Source organism: Exiguobacterium sp. USCH10 (genome assembly GCF_037619445.1).
Classification (GTDB): domain Bacteria; phylum Bacillota; class Bacilli; order Exiguobacteriales; family Exiguobacteriaceae; genus Exiguobacterium; species Exiguobacterium aestuarii_A.
The window spans coordinates 88,921-103,430 of the sequence record NZ_JAQPZO010000003.1 but is presented as its reverse complement, the minus strand read 5'-3'; the positions used below and the strand labels follow the sequence as shown (position 1 = coordinate 103,430).

The window sequence follows — 14,510 nt, the reverse complement described above, 5'->3', positions numbered from 1 at the left end:
ACAATCTTTTTAGCGTTTCCAGACCCATTCATCACTCTCATACTTCTTGATGAGCAGATCGATTTCGGCTTGCTGTTCTTTCGTGAAGACGAGCGGTTCGAACGTCAACGAGAAGGCATCTTTGAAGCCGGTCTCGAACGCGGCCGCTACTTCGTCAAAGGAGACGAAGCGCTGTAACGTATCGTTCAAGGCGACGGCTTTTTCGCTGAACCGACTTTTGGCTTCACGTTTTTCGTGCTCCTCCATCGCGAAACAGTCAAACAATACCTCATCGTCGACAGAAAGAGGGATGGATCCATGTTGAAGCACGGCCCCTTGGTGGCGCACTTGTGCGCTACCCGCAATCTTTTTCCCGTCGACGGCCAGCTCATAATAGGAGGCGGCATCGAAGCAGACGGCTGATTTCGGTTTGCGGAGCGCCTCACGGTCCTCTTCTGTCAACGGCACCGAAAACTCGGCTGGTACACCGAGCTCGTGATAACCACGACGGACTCCTTCCGTGAGCAAGCGATAGCTCTCGATGATATTCGTTGGGAGGGCCGGGGTCGATTCGGGCAAGATGACGCTATACGTCAACTCATCGGCGTGCAACACGGCGCGTCCCCCGGTCAGGCGACGGACGACCGGAATGTTGTTCTTCGTGAGGGCGTCACGGTCCAAGTCACGCGTAGCCCGCTGGAAACGTCCGACGCTGATCGCATGAGGTGCCCATGAATAAAAACGAAGCGTCGGTTTGAGTTCTCCCTTCGCGACCCAGTTGGCGATGGCTTCGTCAATCGCCATATTCTCAGCCGGTGAAGTGGATTCAGTTCTAAGTAAGTGCCACGTCGTACCAGTCATAATCTTTCTTCTTTCTATTAGTCGATTGGCAACATCGTGTGGCGACGCGCCTTGTGTACTTGTTCATCCGCATGGTAAGACGAGCGGACAAGCGGACCTGCCTCACAATGTGAGAATCCTTTTGATAGTGCGATCTCTTTCAACTCGGCGAACTCATCCGGGTGGTAGTAACGTTCCACCTCGAGGTGTTTCTTCGTCGGTTGCAAGTATTGACCGAGTGTCAAGATGTCGACGTTGTGTGCGCGGAGGTCATCCATCGCTTCAATCAATTCCTCTTTCGTTTCTCCGAGTCCGACCATGATTGACGATTTTGTCGGGATATCCGGGTTCAATTCTTTTGAGCGTTTCAAGAATTCGAGTGTGCGGTCGTATGTCGCTTTGGCACGGACTCTCGGTGTGAGGCGACGAACCGTCTCTAAGTTATGGTTCATGATGTCAGGACCCGCATCAATCAACGTCTGCAAGGCAGAGAAGTCACCCATCATGTCAGACGGGAGCACTTCGATCGATGTCTCTGGATTCATAGCACGGACGGCACGAACCGTTTCTGCGAAGACAGTAGCCCCGTAATCGTTCAAGTCATCACGGGCGACAGCAGTGATGACGACGTGCTTCAAGTTCATGAGGCGTACGGATTCGGCGACGCGCTTTGGCTCTTCCCAATCGAGCTCGTTCGGTTTACCGGTCGTGACGGCACAAAAGCGGCAGGCACGTGTACAAATACTTCCTAAAATCATGAACGTCGCGGTCCGACGTACCGCCCAACATTCATGGATGTTCGGACACTTGGCTTCCTCACATACCGTATGTAGATTTTTTTCGCGCATCATCTTCTTCAAACCGGTATACGTGTCGTTCGTATTTAATTTAATCTTCAACCATTCCGGCTTTCGTTTCAGTTCCCCTCTTGCCACAATAATTTCCCCCTTTTTGAAAGTTAACCTGTATCGAATTGAGTTTACCAAAAAAAGAATCAAAAACGAACCACGGAAATTATTGGTTTTGCCAATACAGTTTTCTGTGTATCAAAACAGAAACATTGTTTCAAAATGGTTACGCTTTCACATGAGTCATTGTTTCTGAAAAATGGAGTTGCTATACTGTTGTTGACCACCTGAATAAGAACCAAATGTAACTGATGCGATCAGGCATGGGGTGAACGAGCGTTGATGAGGCAACGCTTCTTCCTCCATGCCTTTTCGTTTGGGGGTCAGTCAAATTGGACTAAGGGGAGTGGGGAACATGAACAAGGCATTGAACTGGACAGCAACACTCGGATTGACGACGGCACTACTCGTTTCATCGATTCCGGCAGCGGATGCGGTCGTAGCGGAAGGGACGCCGACGATGTCGATCGACCAGCGCGTCAACACGAAGCTAGAATCGATGACGCTCGAACAAAAAATCGGGCAGATGATCATGCCGGACTTCCGGCTTTGGAACGGGGCGAACCATACTTCTCTTGCACCGGAAGTGGCGCGTGTGATTGATCGTTTTGATCTCGGTGGCGTGATTCTGTTTGCGGAGAACGTGAAGGAGACGGAACAGACGACGAAACTCGTTCACGATTTACAGGAAGTCGTGAAGCAAGACGACAGTAACGACATTCCGCTCTTTGTCACGATTGACCAAGAAGGGGGTATCGTGACGCGTCTTGGGACAGGGACGAACTTACCAGGAAATATGGCAATCGGGGCGACTCGGAACAGTCAATATGCGTATGACGCTGGAAACATCATCGGTTCTGAATTGAACGCACTCGGGGTAAACGTGAACTTCGGACCGGTACTCGACGTCAACAACAATCCGGGAAACCCTGTCATTGGGGTCCGTTCATTCTCGAGCGACCCTGAACTAGTCGGCGAACTCGGGTCAGCGATGACACAAGGCATTCAAGACCAAGGTGTCGCGGCGACGGCGAAACATTTCCCGGGTCATGGGGATACGGCAGTCGACTCACACTATGGACTACCGATTGTCGATAAGTCGCTCGACGAATTGCGTGGACTCGAGTTGTTGCCGTTTAAACGTGCGATTACAGAAGGGATCGACATGATCATGACGGCACATATCGGCATGCCGCAAATCGAAGATGAGGTCGTCGAGTCGGATCGTGGGACGTTCCCACTCCCAGCGACGCTCTCGGACGATGTCATCACGGGAGTGCTACGTGAGGAACTCGGATATGACGGGATTGTTGTGACCGACGCGCTCAACATGCAGGCCATCTCCGACAACTTTACGGAAGCAGAAGCGGTCATCAAGACGTTTGAAGCGGGCGTCGATATCGCCCTCATGCCGACGATTTTGCGTTCGGAAGCAGACGTAATCAAACTTGAAGCCATCTTTGATGAAGTCATCCAAGCGGTGAAGGATGGACGTTTATCAGAGGCGACTATCGATGAGTCGGTCGAGCGTATTTTAAAACTGAAGGCAGAGCGCGGCATTTGGGGAGAGACGATTGACTCGACGACGCTCGAGGCGAAGCTTACAGAAGCGAACGCAGTCGTAGGTAGTGCGGAGCATAAAGCGAAAGAGCGTGAAATCGCGGAAGCAGCCGTCACACTTGTGAAGAATGAGGACAAGACACTCCCGTTCAAACCGAAAAAAGGGGACACGGTGCTCGTCTTGTCACCAGCGAAAGATCAAACGGACAGTATGGTGAAGACAATCAAGTCGCTTGAGAAGAACGCCGGGAATATGAAAGGCGTGAACGTCATCACGGCCAACTATTCGGCATCAACGCCACACTTAACGCAAAATCCGGCACTTCAGCAAAAAGTCGAGGCAGCCGATTACATCATCGTCGGTTCGAACGTGAACAACAGCGCGAAATTGAAGCCGACATCGGCTGACCATTACGTGCCGGCGGAGGTGTTCCGTTACGCCAACGAGACAGGGAAGAAGTCGGTCATGCTCAGCTTGCGTAACCCATACGATGTAGCCGTTCAGCCAGACGCTCCGGCGCAGCTCTTGATCTATGGGTTCAAAGGTGATCCGAACGGACCAGACTCGGAAGCAGGCAACTTGAAATCGGCCGGACCGAACTTGCCGGCGGGCATTCGTGCCATCTTCGGTGAAGTGAAGCCACAAGGGAAGTTGCCGGTAGACGTACCGAAATTTGTGGACGGTGTGTTCCAAGACGAGAACTATGCACAGTTTGGAGACGGATTTAAGAACTGGAATCGCTAAATGAAAATGAGCTTCCCCTAAATAAGGGGAAGCTCATTTTTCTATGCCTCGAAATAGGCGATGACGAGTAGACCTGGACCGGTATGGGCACCGATGGCAGAGCCGACAAGTGTTTTCGTGATGTGTTTCGGTTGAACATGCTCAAGAACCATCTTCTCGAACTGTTCCGCTTTTTTAGGGTCGTCACCGTGACCGATGAAGAGATGCCCGTTCTCGACGAGTGGCTTCGATTCCATCGTCCATTCGACCATACGGCGCATGACCTTTTTATGACCGCGTACCTTTTCAATCGGGACGAGTTTCCCGTCCTCGACCGTCAGTAACGGCAGAATCGTCAACAAGTCACCGATGAAGGCACTCGCTTTCGAGACGCGTCCCCCCCGCATCAAATATTCGAGTGACTCGACCGTGAACAAGTGGCGAATCTTTCCGACGAGTGAAGCCGCATATTCACTTGTTTCTTCATACGTATGGTCTTGTCCGTACTCTGCGACCGTCTTGACGAACAATGCCTGTCCGACCGAAGCCGTTCGCGTATCGATAATCTTGAACGTGCTGTCTGGATACTCCTCTTTGAGCATCTCACCGACCATGACAGCCGTTTGATATGTACCGGAGAGTTCTCCGGAGAAAGCGAGGTATAAAAACGGGATTTCGGCTTCGAGATGTTGACGGAAGCAATGCTCGATTCGCGACGCCTCGATTTGGAACGTCTTCGGTGTCTTACCTTGACGCATCGCATCGTACACGTCTTTCGGTTGAATCGTCTCCCCGTCTAAAAACTCTTCGTTGTCGATGATGACACCGAGCGGTAAAATCTCAAGACCGTACTCAATGATTTGATCGTGCGTCAAATCGGCCCCGGTGTCTGTGATCAGTTTAAACATTGGATGAATCACTCCTCTGTTAATTGTTGTTCGATCTCGCGTAATGGTTCATTCCGTTTCCACATCCGTTCGAGCTGGCTCACGAGTGTCGTTTGTTCTTCAGCCGTCAGCGACGCGTTTTGGAGCGTACTGACAGTGGAAAGGACGCGGTAGGCCCGTGTCAGAACATCTTGAACCGTGAGGGGAATGCCGAGCAAGTCTTCTAACGACGCCATCGTTTCCGGTACAATGGTCGGGTACGTGAACTTGGTCGCCTCCCCTTGGATGGCCAATTCATAAAAGTCTCGGATGATTTCGGCACGTTCGCTCCCGCTCTGTCTTACGCTCAAGTAAATTTGAACGGCAACACCGCCACGGACGCGTCGTTGTGAAATACCGGCGAACTTTTTGCCGTCAATCGACAAGTCGAAACTTCCCGGACAGTACGAGCCGACGACTTCACCTGGGACGATGTCGTTCGTGACGTCTTGGAACATGTGTTGGATCAGGGAAGTCATGGCCTCATAGCCGCTGTCGATTTGAATGCCATCATTCTCGGGTAAGATTAAAGATAAGTTCAGGACATCCTCGTCTAACACGACGGCGAGCCCACCTGAGTTACGGACGACCGGCCGGAAGCCGCGATCGTGCAAATACCGGACCCCATCTTTTAAATGAGGTAACCTTGCATCTTGAATTCCGAGTACAATCGTATTCGTGTGCACCCATGCGCGCAAGACAGCGCCTGATTGTTGGGTTGAAGCACATAACGTGTCATCAGTCGCGAACGATTGTTCCGCTTGAAACATCGTGCCAAGGCTCGATTGGTCGATCACACGATAGCTCGGTTGTTTTAATAATGGATGGATCATATACTTAATTCCTTTTCACAAATAATTTTCCTTCTCATTATAGCATGGAGGGAACGATTCGTTTGAAGTCGAATCTAGAACATAACGAAACGTAGGAGGGCATGTCATGTACTCGTCACGAGGACAATTATCTGGGTCAAAAGTGTTTAAAGACCCGGTACACCGTTATATTTACGTCTACGATCACCTTATTTGGGAACTGATCAACACGAAAGAGTTTCAACGTTTACGCCGCATCAAGCAACTTGGGACATCCTTTTTGACGTTCCACGGCGCAGAGCACACGCGATTCCATCATTCTCTCGGCGTCTATGAGATTGCGCGCCAATTGATTGACCAGTTCCAACAATATCCGGAATGGGATGACCGCGACCGTGAACTGTTGTTAGCGGCGGCGCTTTTGCACGATGTCGGTCACGGCCCATTCTCACACGCGTTCGAACATGTCTTCTCCGTTCGCCATGAAGTGTGGACCGAGCGCATCATTTTAGGCGATACCGAGGTCAACCAAGTGTTGTCGGAGATGGGTGTCGGGTTCGCAGAAGAGGTGGCCTCCATCATCAACAAGACGCACCCGAACCGCTTGATCGTCAATATGCTCAGTTCGCAGCTCGATGTCGATCGGATGGATTATTTATTACGTGATGCGCACTTTGCGGGTGTCAGTTATGGAAAGTTTGATTTAGAGCGCATGTTGCGTGTTCTTAGACCAGATGAGGACCAAGTCGTCGTCAAACAGTCGGGGATGCATACGATTGAAGACTATATCATGCGCCGCTATCAAATGTATTGGCAAGTGTATCTTCACCCAGCGACACGTTCAAGTGACCTCCTCTTGAAAGCGATTCTCGAGCGAGCGCAGGAACTATATGAGAGCGGCTATGCATTCAAGATGATGCCGAAACATTTCTTACCAATTTTTGACCAAAACGGCATGTCGCTTGAACAATATTTAAAGTTGGACGAGACGGTCGTCTACTTCTATTTCCAGGAATGGATGGAGGAAGACGACGCGATTCTAGCCGATTTATCGAGCCGTTTCGTGAATCGTCGTTTATTGAAATATAAAAACTTCCCGGAAGCGAACCGCGTCCGCTATATGGAACGGTTGCGGCAGACGATGGAAGGCATCGGACTTCCGCCGAAATATTACTTGCTCGAAGATCAATTGAGTCAGTTGCCGTATGACTTGTACAAAGGGCAGGGGAAGTATGAAGGCATTTATCTTCAGATGAACGATGGGGAACGGAAAGAGATTTCGGAAGTGTCGATGCTCGTCCAGTCGATTTTGAACTCGAGACAATCGGATGAAAAAATTTATTATCCAGAAGATGTGTTGCTAAACTTAAGGGATCATGCGAATGAAAAATCGTGGCTCTTGTCGACGTTGAAATCCGAATAACCCGAAAAGGGGCGTGACACGATGGAGATTGCGACACTGATTGGTGGCATCGGGATTTTTTTACTCGGGATGACGTTACTCACAGACACGCTGAAAAAATGGGCCGGCACACGACTTCGTCATCGGTTGAACCAATTCACCGATGGCTCGTTGTCGGGGGCGACACTTGGCGCGATGTTGACGGCTTTATTTCAATCCTCTACCGTCACGACGTTGATGACGATTGGTTTTGTGAGCGCAGGATTGATCACGTTCACGCAAGCATTGCCGCTCATCATCGGGGCGAACGTAGGTAGCGCGACGACAGGATGGATCATCGCCGTCCTTGGCTATAATGTAGACGTACGTCAAGTGTTTTTGCCGCTCATCGGGCTCGGGATGGCACTTCGTCTCTTAGGACCACGTCTACGACGAATCGGGCTATTGTTTGTCAGTATCGGTCTGATTTTTGTCGGGATTGGAACGCTACAAGAAGCGATGAGGGATGTCGTCACGTTCTCGTTCGGACCAATCGAGTCGATGCGTTTTTCTCAACAGGCGTTCCTGATTGGCATCGGGTTTGCGATGACGGTTGTCCTTCAGTCGTCGACGATTGGGCTCGTCTTAACGATGACGGCTCTTGCGACTGCCGCGATTTCACTTCCGCAAGCCGCTTTTTTGGTACTCGGTCAAAGTGCTGGGACGAGTCTTGTCGTGGCACTCGGTTCAATGGGAGGTTGGAAGTCGGCCCGACGCATCGTATTGGGGCATGCCATCTATCACGTGTCCATCGTCCTCATCGGATGGCTGACGTTTCCCGTTCTCTTCTATGTCGTCAATCGAGTAGCCGATTGGTTCAACTGGAACGACTTGTTACGTCTCGCCCTATTCCATACGACGTTCCATGTGTTAGGCGTCCTCTTGTTCTTGCCATTTTATCAGCCGTTCGCAAGAAGGTTACTAAAATGGATTCCGAGCCGATCAGAAAAATTGACACGTCTGCTCGACAAGAACATGTCGCAACTCCCAACGGTCGCCCTTGAGGCGGCTCGCCGGTCTTTACTCGAGATTGAACGCTATTTAGGGAACGAGACCGAGTTGCTCGTCCGGGAGGGACGTCTCCGGGAAGATGAATTGACGCTCGTCGACAAGACGCTGAGCGATGTCCGCGTCTTTTTGAGTACGATTCAACTAGACGATGTCGGAAAGCAAAATGACTACGGGCAACACTTGTCCCTCCTGCATTCAATCGACCATCTCGAACGGTGGTTGTACGTATTGCGTGAAATCGAACCGGTCCAGTCACTGCGGGACACGGACTTTTTAGCGGCGCGCGAACTCGTCTTGCACGAACTCGATCTCGTTCATCAATTGAACCATCATACGCCACCGGAAGATTCGAAGATGTGGAAACAGGCGTCAAAACAATTGGCGGAATATCGGAAGGCACATCGCTCTGAGCTGCTTGAAGAAACGGCGGCGAATCAGTTGGAGATGGACCAGACGATCCAAAAAGTACAAGTATTGCTGTGGCTTGACCGGATCGGTTACCACATTTGGCGGGCAACACGGCACTTGATTAAGCCGACCATGCCGAGTGAACGGTTCGAAGTGAACCGAGAAGATTGAAGTAAAATGGAGGAATGAAAATGGCGACATGGGTGACTCACTTTCGTATCGCGGAGCGGATTCTCGAGACAGATTCCGCGTTTGAACGCATACCTTTTTTAGTAGGAAATATCGGTCCAGACTGTGGGTTGGTCGGAGCGGATGGACGTCCTGAACCACCAAAAACCATCACCCATTTCAAAACAGAGAACGGGATCTCCTCTGATTTGTTCAAACAGACGTATTTAGATGGAGGGACCACAAAATCGAATACAGAATGGTCTTATTTAGTCGGTTATTATTTTCATCTGGTCACAGACGAATATTGGGTGCGGTTGACCCGTGCGAAAAAAGAAGAACCGATTGTACGGGCAATCGTCGGAACACCAGACTATACCCGTTTAGTCAAAACGGACTGGTATGGGATTGACTTTGAGTACTTGGCAAAACATCCGAATCATATCTTTTGGACGGACTTCTGTCACATTGACTCGTTCGAAGACGTCTTACCGTTTTTCCCACAAGGACAAACGGGACAACAAATTCAAAACATCACGTCCTTCTATAAAACACATCCGTTTGACCCACAGCATGAATATGTATATATGTCACCTGAAGAGGTCGATGATTTCATTGAAGAGGTTCTTTGTGGGCTACAAGCGAAAATTCAAGAAGTTCAACGAATACATATTTGACGTGGTGCTTAGACGAAAAAACGGACCCCGATTCAAGGAGTCCGTTCGTTACTTATTTCTTGTCCGCGTGCATGACGCCGGCTTGACCGTAGTGCGTCGCATCCATCTCTTCGATGAAGACAGTGATGTTCTCTTTCGGAGCATTCGTTGTCTCTGAGACGGCATCCGTCACTTTTTCAATTAACGCGCGTTTTTGTTCCACGGTACGGCCCGGGAGCATTTTTACCGTTACGTAAGGCATGGGTCATTCCTCCTTTGCTGAAGTCTCTTTCATTGTAGTGAATCCACTTCCTCGAGAAAAGAAAATTTTCGTCCACCTCAAAGCTTGCGCTCACTTTTTCAACATTTCGGGTAAGGAACAAGACAGAGCGAATGTAGGAGGAATGAAGATGAAGTGGAAAGGTAGACAACAGAGCCGTAACGTCGAGGACCGAAGAGGGCGTAGCATCGGAGGAAAAGGGATTGCCGGGGTCGGGGGTGGTCTCGGATTGATTCTCGTCATCGTCTTTACATTATTGAATGGGGGAAGCCCGACCGACCTCGTCAACAATATCGGACTAGGTGAGCCGCAAACTGAAGGAACATACACCGGTACGGAGCGAGAAGAGGAGATGGCGGACTTTGTGGCGGTCGTCTTGAAAGATACGGAAGAAGTATGGACAGATATTTTTGCGGAGAACGGCATGACGTACCAAGAACCGACGCTCGTCCTGTTCTCGGGACAAGTTGAATCCGCTTGCGGCATCGCCGGGTCGGCGGTCGGCCCCTTCTACTGTCCGGGTGATCAAAAGCTGTACATTGATTTAAGTTTCTATGATGAGCTGAGTCAGCGTTTCAATGCGCCGGGTGATTTTGCGATGGCGTACGTCGTCGCCCATGAGGTCGGGCACCATGTCCAGACGCTTCTCGGAACGACAGAAGAGATTATGCCGCTTCGGAATGAGATGAGCGAGACTGAATTCAATCGCTATCTCGTCCGTTTCGAGTTACAGGCGGACTACTACGCAGGCGTATGGGCGCATCACGCGCAAGGACTCGGTTACCTCGAAGCAGGGGACGTCGAAGAAGCGATGAATGCAGCTCACCAGATCGGTGACGACACGTTACAACGTCAGGCGCGTGGATACGTGACGCCGGACTCGTTCACGCATGGAACGTCGGAACAGCGGATGCGCTGGTTCGAGAGAGGCTTTGAGAACGGGTCGATTCAAGGTGGAGATACGTTCAATACGAACAACTTATAGGTCGGGCGCACGCTCGACCTTTTTAGCCGGTTGGAATATGAGGAAAGAATCCGCTATCATAAAAGAACAACAGTTGCAGGAAGGGGATGACCCGATGGAATCCTTACTTACGAAAATTGATTTAGCAAAAGACGATATGACGGCGGTTGAAAAGAAAATCGCGGACTATATCTTGTCCCATTCAACGCTCATTCCAAATATGACGACGAAAGAACTTGCCCAAAAGACGGATGTATCCGAGGCGAGTATCGTCCGTTTCGCCCGCGTAGTCGGGATTGATAGCTTTAAAGCATTTAAGCTTGCGCTCGTGAAAGACTTGGCCGTCACAGAAACGACATTGACGGACTTCAACGTTCTCCAGCAAAAAGATACGCCGTACGATTCGTTTCAAAAAGTCATCCATGTGAATAAAGCGGCGATCGAGGCGTGTGCCGAAGCGATGGACAAACGCGAGCTCGAACATGCGGTGGACTTATTCGCGCGCGCGAATCGTGTCATCTTTTATGGGGTCGGTGGATCGTCGACTGCAGCGATGGATGCGCAATATAAATTCACGAAGCTCGGGTATGCGGCTACGACATCGTCGGACTTTCATTATATGTTGTCGTTGATTCCGCATTTAGGAAAATCAGACGTATTCGTCGCCATCAGCACGTCGGGACGGACGAAAGATGTGCTCGAACTCGTTCGTTTCGCCAAGAAGAAACGTGTGCCCGTCATCGCCATTACGAACTTGGACAAGTCGCCACTTTACCGAGAAGCGGACGTACGCCTTTGCACGCCGAACGTCGAGAGCGATTTCCGGATTGCGAGCATCGCCTCGCGGATGACGCAATTAACGATTGTCGATACGTTATATATGGGTCTCTTGCATCGAAAAGGAGAAGGCTTGATTGATCGCTATGCCGAAGCGCGAGATGAGATGGTGAAGTTGCGCCGATGATCAGACCGTATTCGAAAGAAGATCGCGCGGAATTGGAAGACTTCTTGGTGAGACAACGTACCTTTGCCCGTTTGAATGGACAGTCCTTTGAAGAGTTTTGCGACGAGAATGTGGCGGATTTTGAAGAGGATGCCACCGTCAGTCTGATTATTCGTGAAGATGGACGGATTGTCGCCATCGCGGACCTGTTAAAACGACATCCCGTGGACGGTTCGCTTTGGCTCGGATTGTTTGTCGTCGAGGAAACCCTTCACGGGACGGGCTTGGCGCAAACGTTATATGAACAAGTGGAAGAAGAGTATATGCGCCCCTATCAGACGGTGTTTCGATTAGGTGTCCTTCCGAACAATCTGCGCGCTCGTCGGTTTTGGGAGCGGAACGGCTATGTATACGAAAAGGATTCTACCACGAATAAGGGTGTGCGCGTTCATGTCCTGAAGAAACAACTCATTCGACCGGAGTGAGTTTTTCTTTCGTAAATACTGAAATTAAATTTCAAAAATAATTAATAATAAATTGACTTTAAGTTTCAGTATAGTACGATGAAATCATAGAGAAGAAAGGATGGTGGCGATGCTAGAAAAATTGGCTACAGAAAGACGGAATGAACGAACGATGCAACTAGATGAGATGTCGATCGAGGAGCGATTGACGATCATGAACAGTGAGGACCGACAAGTCCCGCAAGTGATTCAACATCAGATTCCCGTCATCGCGCAAGTCGTGGAGCGGGTCATCGCATCCTTTCGTAAAGGTGGTCGCTTGATATATATCGGGGCGGGTACGAGTGGACGTTTAGGCATTTTAGACGCCGCAGAGTGCGTACCGACGTTCGGGGTGTCCCCGGATCAGGTCATCGGGTTGATTGCCGGTGGCGAGCGTGCGCTCATTCAAGCGGTCGAGGGAGCAGAAGACAGCAAGGAATTGGCAGTCGATGATTTGAAAGCGCTTCAACTGACGGCGGACGACACTGTCATTGGGATTGCGGCGAGCGGGCGGACGCCGTATGTGATCGGAGGTCTCGATTATGCACGGGAAGTTGGAGCAACCACTGCGGCCATCTCCTGTAATCAGGACGCAATCATCAGCCGCCATGCAGACTATCCGATTGAAGTGGAGACAGGACCGGAAGTGTTGACCGGTTCGACACGATTGAAGGCAGGGACGGCACAGAAATTGGTCCTCAACATGATTTCGACAACGTCGATGATTGGAGTAGGCAAAGTGTATCAAAACTTGATGGTCGACGTGAAACCGACGAACGAAAAATTAGAAGTACGTGCCAAGCGGATGATTGCAGAAGCGACAGGGGTCGACATGGAAACGGCCGCGCGTTATTTTGCGTCATCCAAAGGACATGTCAAAACAGCGATCGTCATGATTTTGGCGGACGTCTCTTACGAAGAAGCCATCAAACGATTAGAGCGTGCGAACGGGTTTGTCCGCGAGGCGCTATAAGGGGGAAAATCGAGATGAAGAAAGAAGAGGTTTTAGCACGGGACATCCTCGCACATGTCGGGGGGAAAGAGAACATTCGTCAACTCGCTCACTGTATGACGCGTGTCCGGTTGTCGTTGAAGGATCCGACCAAAGCCGATCTTGACGCCTTGAAGAAGATTGATGGCGTCATGGGTGTTATCGATGATGAGACGTTACAAATCGTCGTCGGTCCGGGAACGGTGAATCGGGTCGCGGATTATATGAGTCATGAGACAGGCCTTGCGATTGGAGAAGAGTCAGTGGATGCGAACTTGACGCCAGAGGAACGCGCAGCGGTCGAGCGTCAAAAAGTAAAAGAAAAGCAAAAGTCACCGTTTAAACGATTCCTCCGTCGACTCGGGAATATCTTCATCCCGCTCATTCCGGGTCTTGTCGCTTCAGGAATCATCAACGGTGCGGCGAACTTTGCTGTCAACGCCGGTGTCGACCGGACGGAGACGTGGATGCAGATTTTACTCGTCCTCGGTAGCACAGTCTTCGCATACTTAGCCATCCTCGTCGGGTGGAACACGGCGAAAGAGTTCGGGGGGACACCGGTGCTCGGGGCGATTGCCGGAGGGATTCTATTCAACCCGCTCCTCGCGGACATCGTCATTTATGGGGAACCGCTTGTCGTCGGACGCGGTGGCTTGTTCGGTGTCATTTTTGCCGGTTGGCTCATGACGTATATCGAGAAGCATATTCGTCGCTTCATGCCGGTATCGATCGATATTATCTTCACACCACTCTTCACGGTCCTCATCGTCGGATTTACAGCACTCTATGCGATCATGCCGGTCGCGGGTGTATTGTCAGATGGGATCATGCGAGGCATTAATGCGACGCTTGAGTTCGGGGGACCTGTCGCTGGGGCACTTTTGGCCGGTTTCTTCTTGCCACTCGTCATGGTCGGGTTACACCATGGTTTGACGCCGATCCATTTAGAACTGTTGAATACGGTCGGGACGACGGCGCTTCTTCCAATCTTGGCGATGGCGGGTGCCGGTCAAGTCGGTGCGGCGCTTGCAATCTTTGTGAAGACAAGCAACCCGCGACTCCGTAATATTATCAAAGGGGCCATCCCGGTCGGTTTCCTTGGAATCGGCGAACCGCTCCTCTACGGGGTCACACTTCCGCTCGGACGTCCGTTCTTAACGGCATGTCTCGGGGCAGCGGTCGGTGGTGCCTTCCAAGCAACGATGAAGACAGCTGCACTTGGAATTGGTGTATCAGGTCTATCCCTTACACCGCTGATTGACGACGGGATGTATTTGACGTATGTCGCCGGACTATTGATTTCTTATACGGCAGGCTTCCTGTTCACTTATTTCTTCGGCTTCAAAGAAGAGATGGCGGATGGGATTTGACAAACAAAGATGGCTCGGTCGAG

General features: G+C 50.7%; 14 protein-coding genes. 9 read left to right on the top strand and 5 right to left on the bottom strand.

Annotated elements, in window-relative coordinates; translation table 11 throughout:
* Window positions 1-9: 9 nt before the first annotated feature.
* Both PQI28_RS07690 and lipA read right to left on the bottom strand, forming a co-directional pair.
* A complete protein-coding gene (locus PQI28_RS07690) occupies window positions 10-840 on the bottom strand; it encodes a lipoate--protein ligase family protein (RefSeq protein WP_214784892.1) in 831 nt (276 codons plus the stop codon).
* Between the two features lie 17 nt (window positions 841-857).
* Complete coding sequence (gene lipA / locus PQI28_RS07685) at window positions 858-1,760, bottom strand: lipoyl synthase (protein ID WP_339962969.1); 903 nt, start codon at window positions 1,758-1,760, stop codon at window positions 858-860.
* Window positions 1,761-2,082: 322 nt separating this feature from the next.
* Here lipA and PQI28_RS07680 point away from each other — a divergent pair, with 322 nt between their 5' ends.
* Window positions 2,083-4,032: a glycoside hydrolase family 3 protein gene (locus PQI28_RS07680; RefSeq protein WP_339962905.1), complete on the top strand. Its 1,950-nt coding sequence runs from the start codon at window positions 2,083-2,085 to the stop codon at window positions 4,030-4,032.
* Between the two features lie 41 nt (window positions 4,033-4,073).
* Here PQI28_RS07680 and PQI28_RS07675 read toward each other — a convergent pair whose 3' ends face one another.
* Both PQI28_RS07675 and PQI28_RS07670 read right to left on the bottom strand, forming a co-directional pair.
* Window positions 4,074-4,919: a DegV family protein gene (locus PQI28_RS07675; protein WP_339962904.1), complete on the bottom strand. Its 846-nt coding sequence runs from the start codon at window positions 4,917-4,919 to the stop codon at window positions 4,074-4,076.
* An 8-nt stretch (window positions 4,920-4,927) separates the two neighbouring features.
* Entirely contained in the window at window positions 4,928-5,770 is an 843-nt protein-coding gene (locus tag PQI28_RS07670; RefSeq protein ID WP_339962903.1) for a lipoate--protein ligase family protein, read from the bottom strand.
* Between the two features lie 106 nt (window positions 5,771-5,876).
* Here PQI28_RS07670 and PQI28_RS07665 point away from each other — a divergent pair, with 106 nt between their 5' ends.
* Genes PQI28_RS07665 through PQI28_RS07655 form a run of 3 tightly spaced genes read left to right on the top strand, consistent with a single transcriptional unit; the run spans window position 5,877 to window position 9,454 of the window.
* Complete coding sequence (locus PQI28_RS07665) at window positions 5,877-7,172, top strand: HD domain-containing protein (RefSeq protein WP_214784885.1); 1,296 nt, start codon at window positions 5,877-5,879, stop codon at window positions 7,170-7,172.
* Between the two features lie 21 nt (window positions 7,173-7,193).
* Window positions 7,194-8,780, top strand: coding sequence for a Na/Pi cotransporter family protein (locus tag PQI28_RS07660; RefSeq protein WP_339962902.1), 1,587 nt, complete (start codon window positions 7,194-7,196; stop codon window positions 8,778-8,780).
* Window positions 8,781-8,800: 20 nt separating this feature from the next.
* Window positions 8,801-9,454 (top strand): hypothetical protein, encoded by a 654-nt coding sequence (locus tag PQI28_RS07655; RefSeq protein WP_339962901.1) that lies wholly within the window; start codon window positions 8,801-8,803, stop codon window positions 9,452-9,454.
* A gap of 52 nt (window positions 9,455-9,506) precedes the next feature.
* Here PQI28_RS07655 and PQI28_RS07650 read toward each other — a convergent pair whose 3' ends face one another.
* Entirely contained in the window at window positions 9,507-9,695 is a 189-nt protein-coding gene (locus PQI28_RS07650) for a 2-hydroxymuconate tautomerase (RefSeq protein WP_012727443.1), read from the bottom strand.
* 148 nt (window positions 9,696-9,843) lie between these two features.
* Between PQI28_RS07650 and ypfJ the strand changes: the two genes are divergently transcribed.
* From ypfJ to PQI28_RS07625, 5 genes are all read left to right on the top strand, one after another.
* Complete coding sequence (ypfJ, locus tag PQI28_RS07645; RefSeq protein WP_214694680.1) at window positions 9,844-10,698, top strand: KPN_02809 family neutral zinc metallopeptidase; 855 nt, start codon at window positions 9,844-9,846, stop codon at window positions 10,696-10,698.
* A gap of 94 nt (window positions 10,699-10,792) precedes the next feature.
* Window positions 10,793-11,641 (top strand): MurR/RpiR family transcriptional regulator, encoded by an 849-nt coding sequence (locus tag PQI28_RS07640; protein ID WP_074035742.1) that lies wholly within the window; start codon window positions 10,793-10,795, stop codon window positions 11,639-11,641.
* Window positions 11,638-12,105 (top strand): GNAT family N-acetyltransferase, encoded by a 468-nt coding sequence (locus PQI28_RS07635; protein ID WP_339962899.1) that lies wholly within the window; start codon window positions 11,638-11,640, stop codon window positions 12,103-12,105. The genes PQI28_RS07640 and PQI28_RS07635 overlap by 4 nt, the downstream gene beginning before the upstream one ends.
* 100 nt (window positions 12,106-12,205) lie before the next feature.
* Window positions 12,206-13,099 carry an N-acetylmuramic acid 6-phosphate etherase gene (murQ, locus tag PQI28_RS07630; protein WP_214784877.1) on the top strand — a complete coding sequence of 298 codons (894 nt, stop codon included), beginning with the start codon at window positions 12,206-12,208 and terminating at the stop codon, window positions 13,097-13,099.
* Between the two features lie 14 nt (window positions 13,100-13,113).
* A complete protein-coding gene (locus PQI28_RS07625) occupies window positions 13,114-14,487 on the top strand; it encodes a PTS transporter subunit EIIC (protein WP_274664589.1) in 1,374 nt (457 codons plus the stop codon).
* The last annotated feature ends 23 nt before the right edge of the window (window positions 14,488-14,510 follow it).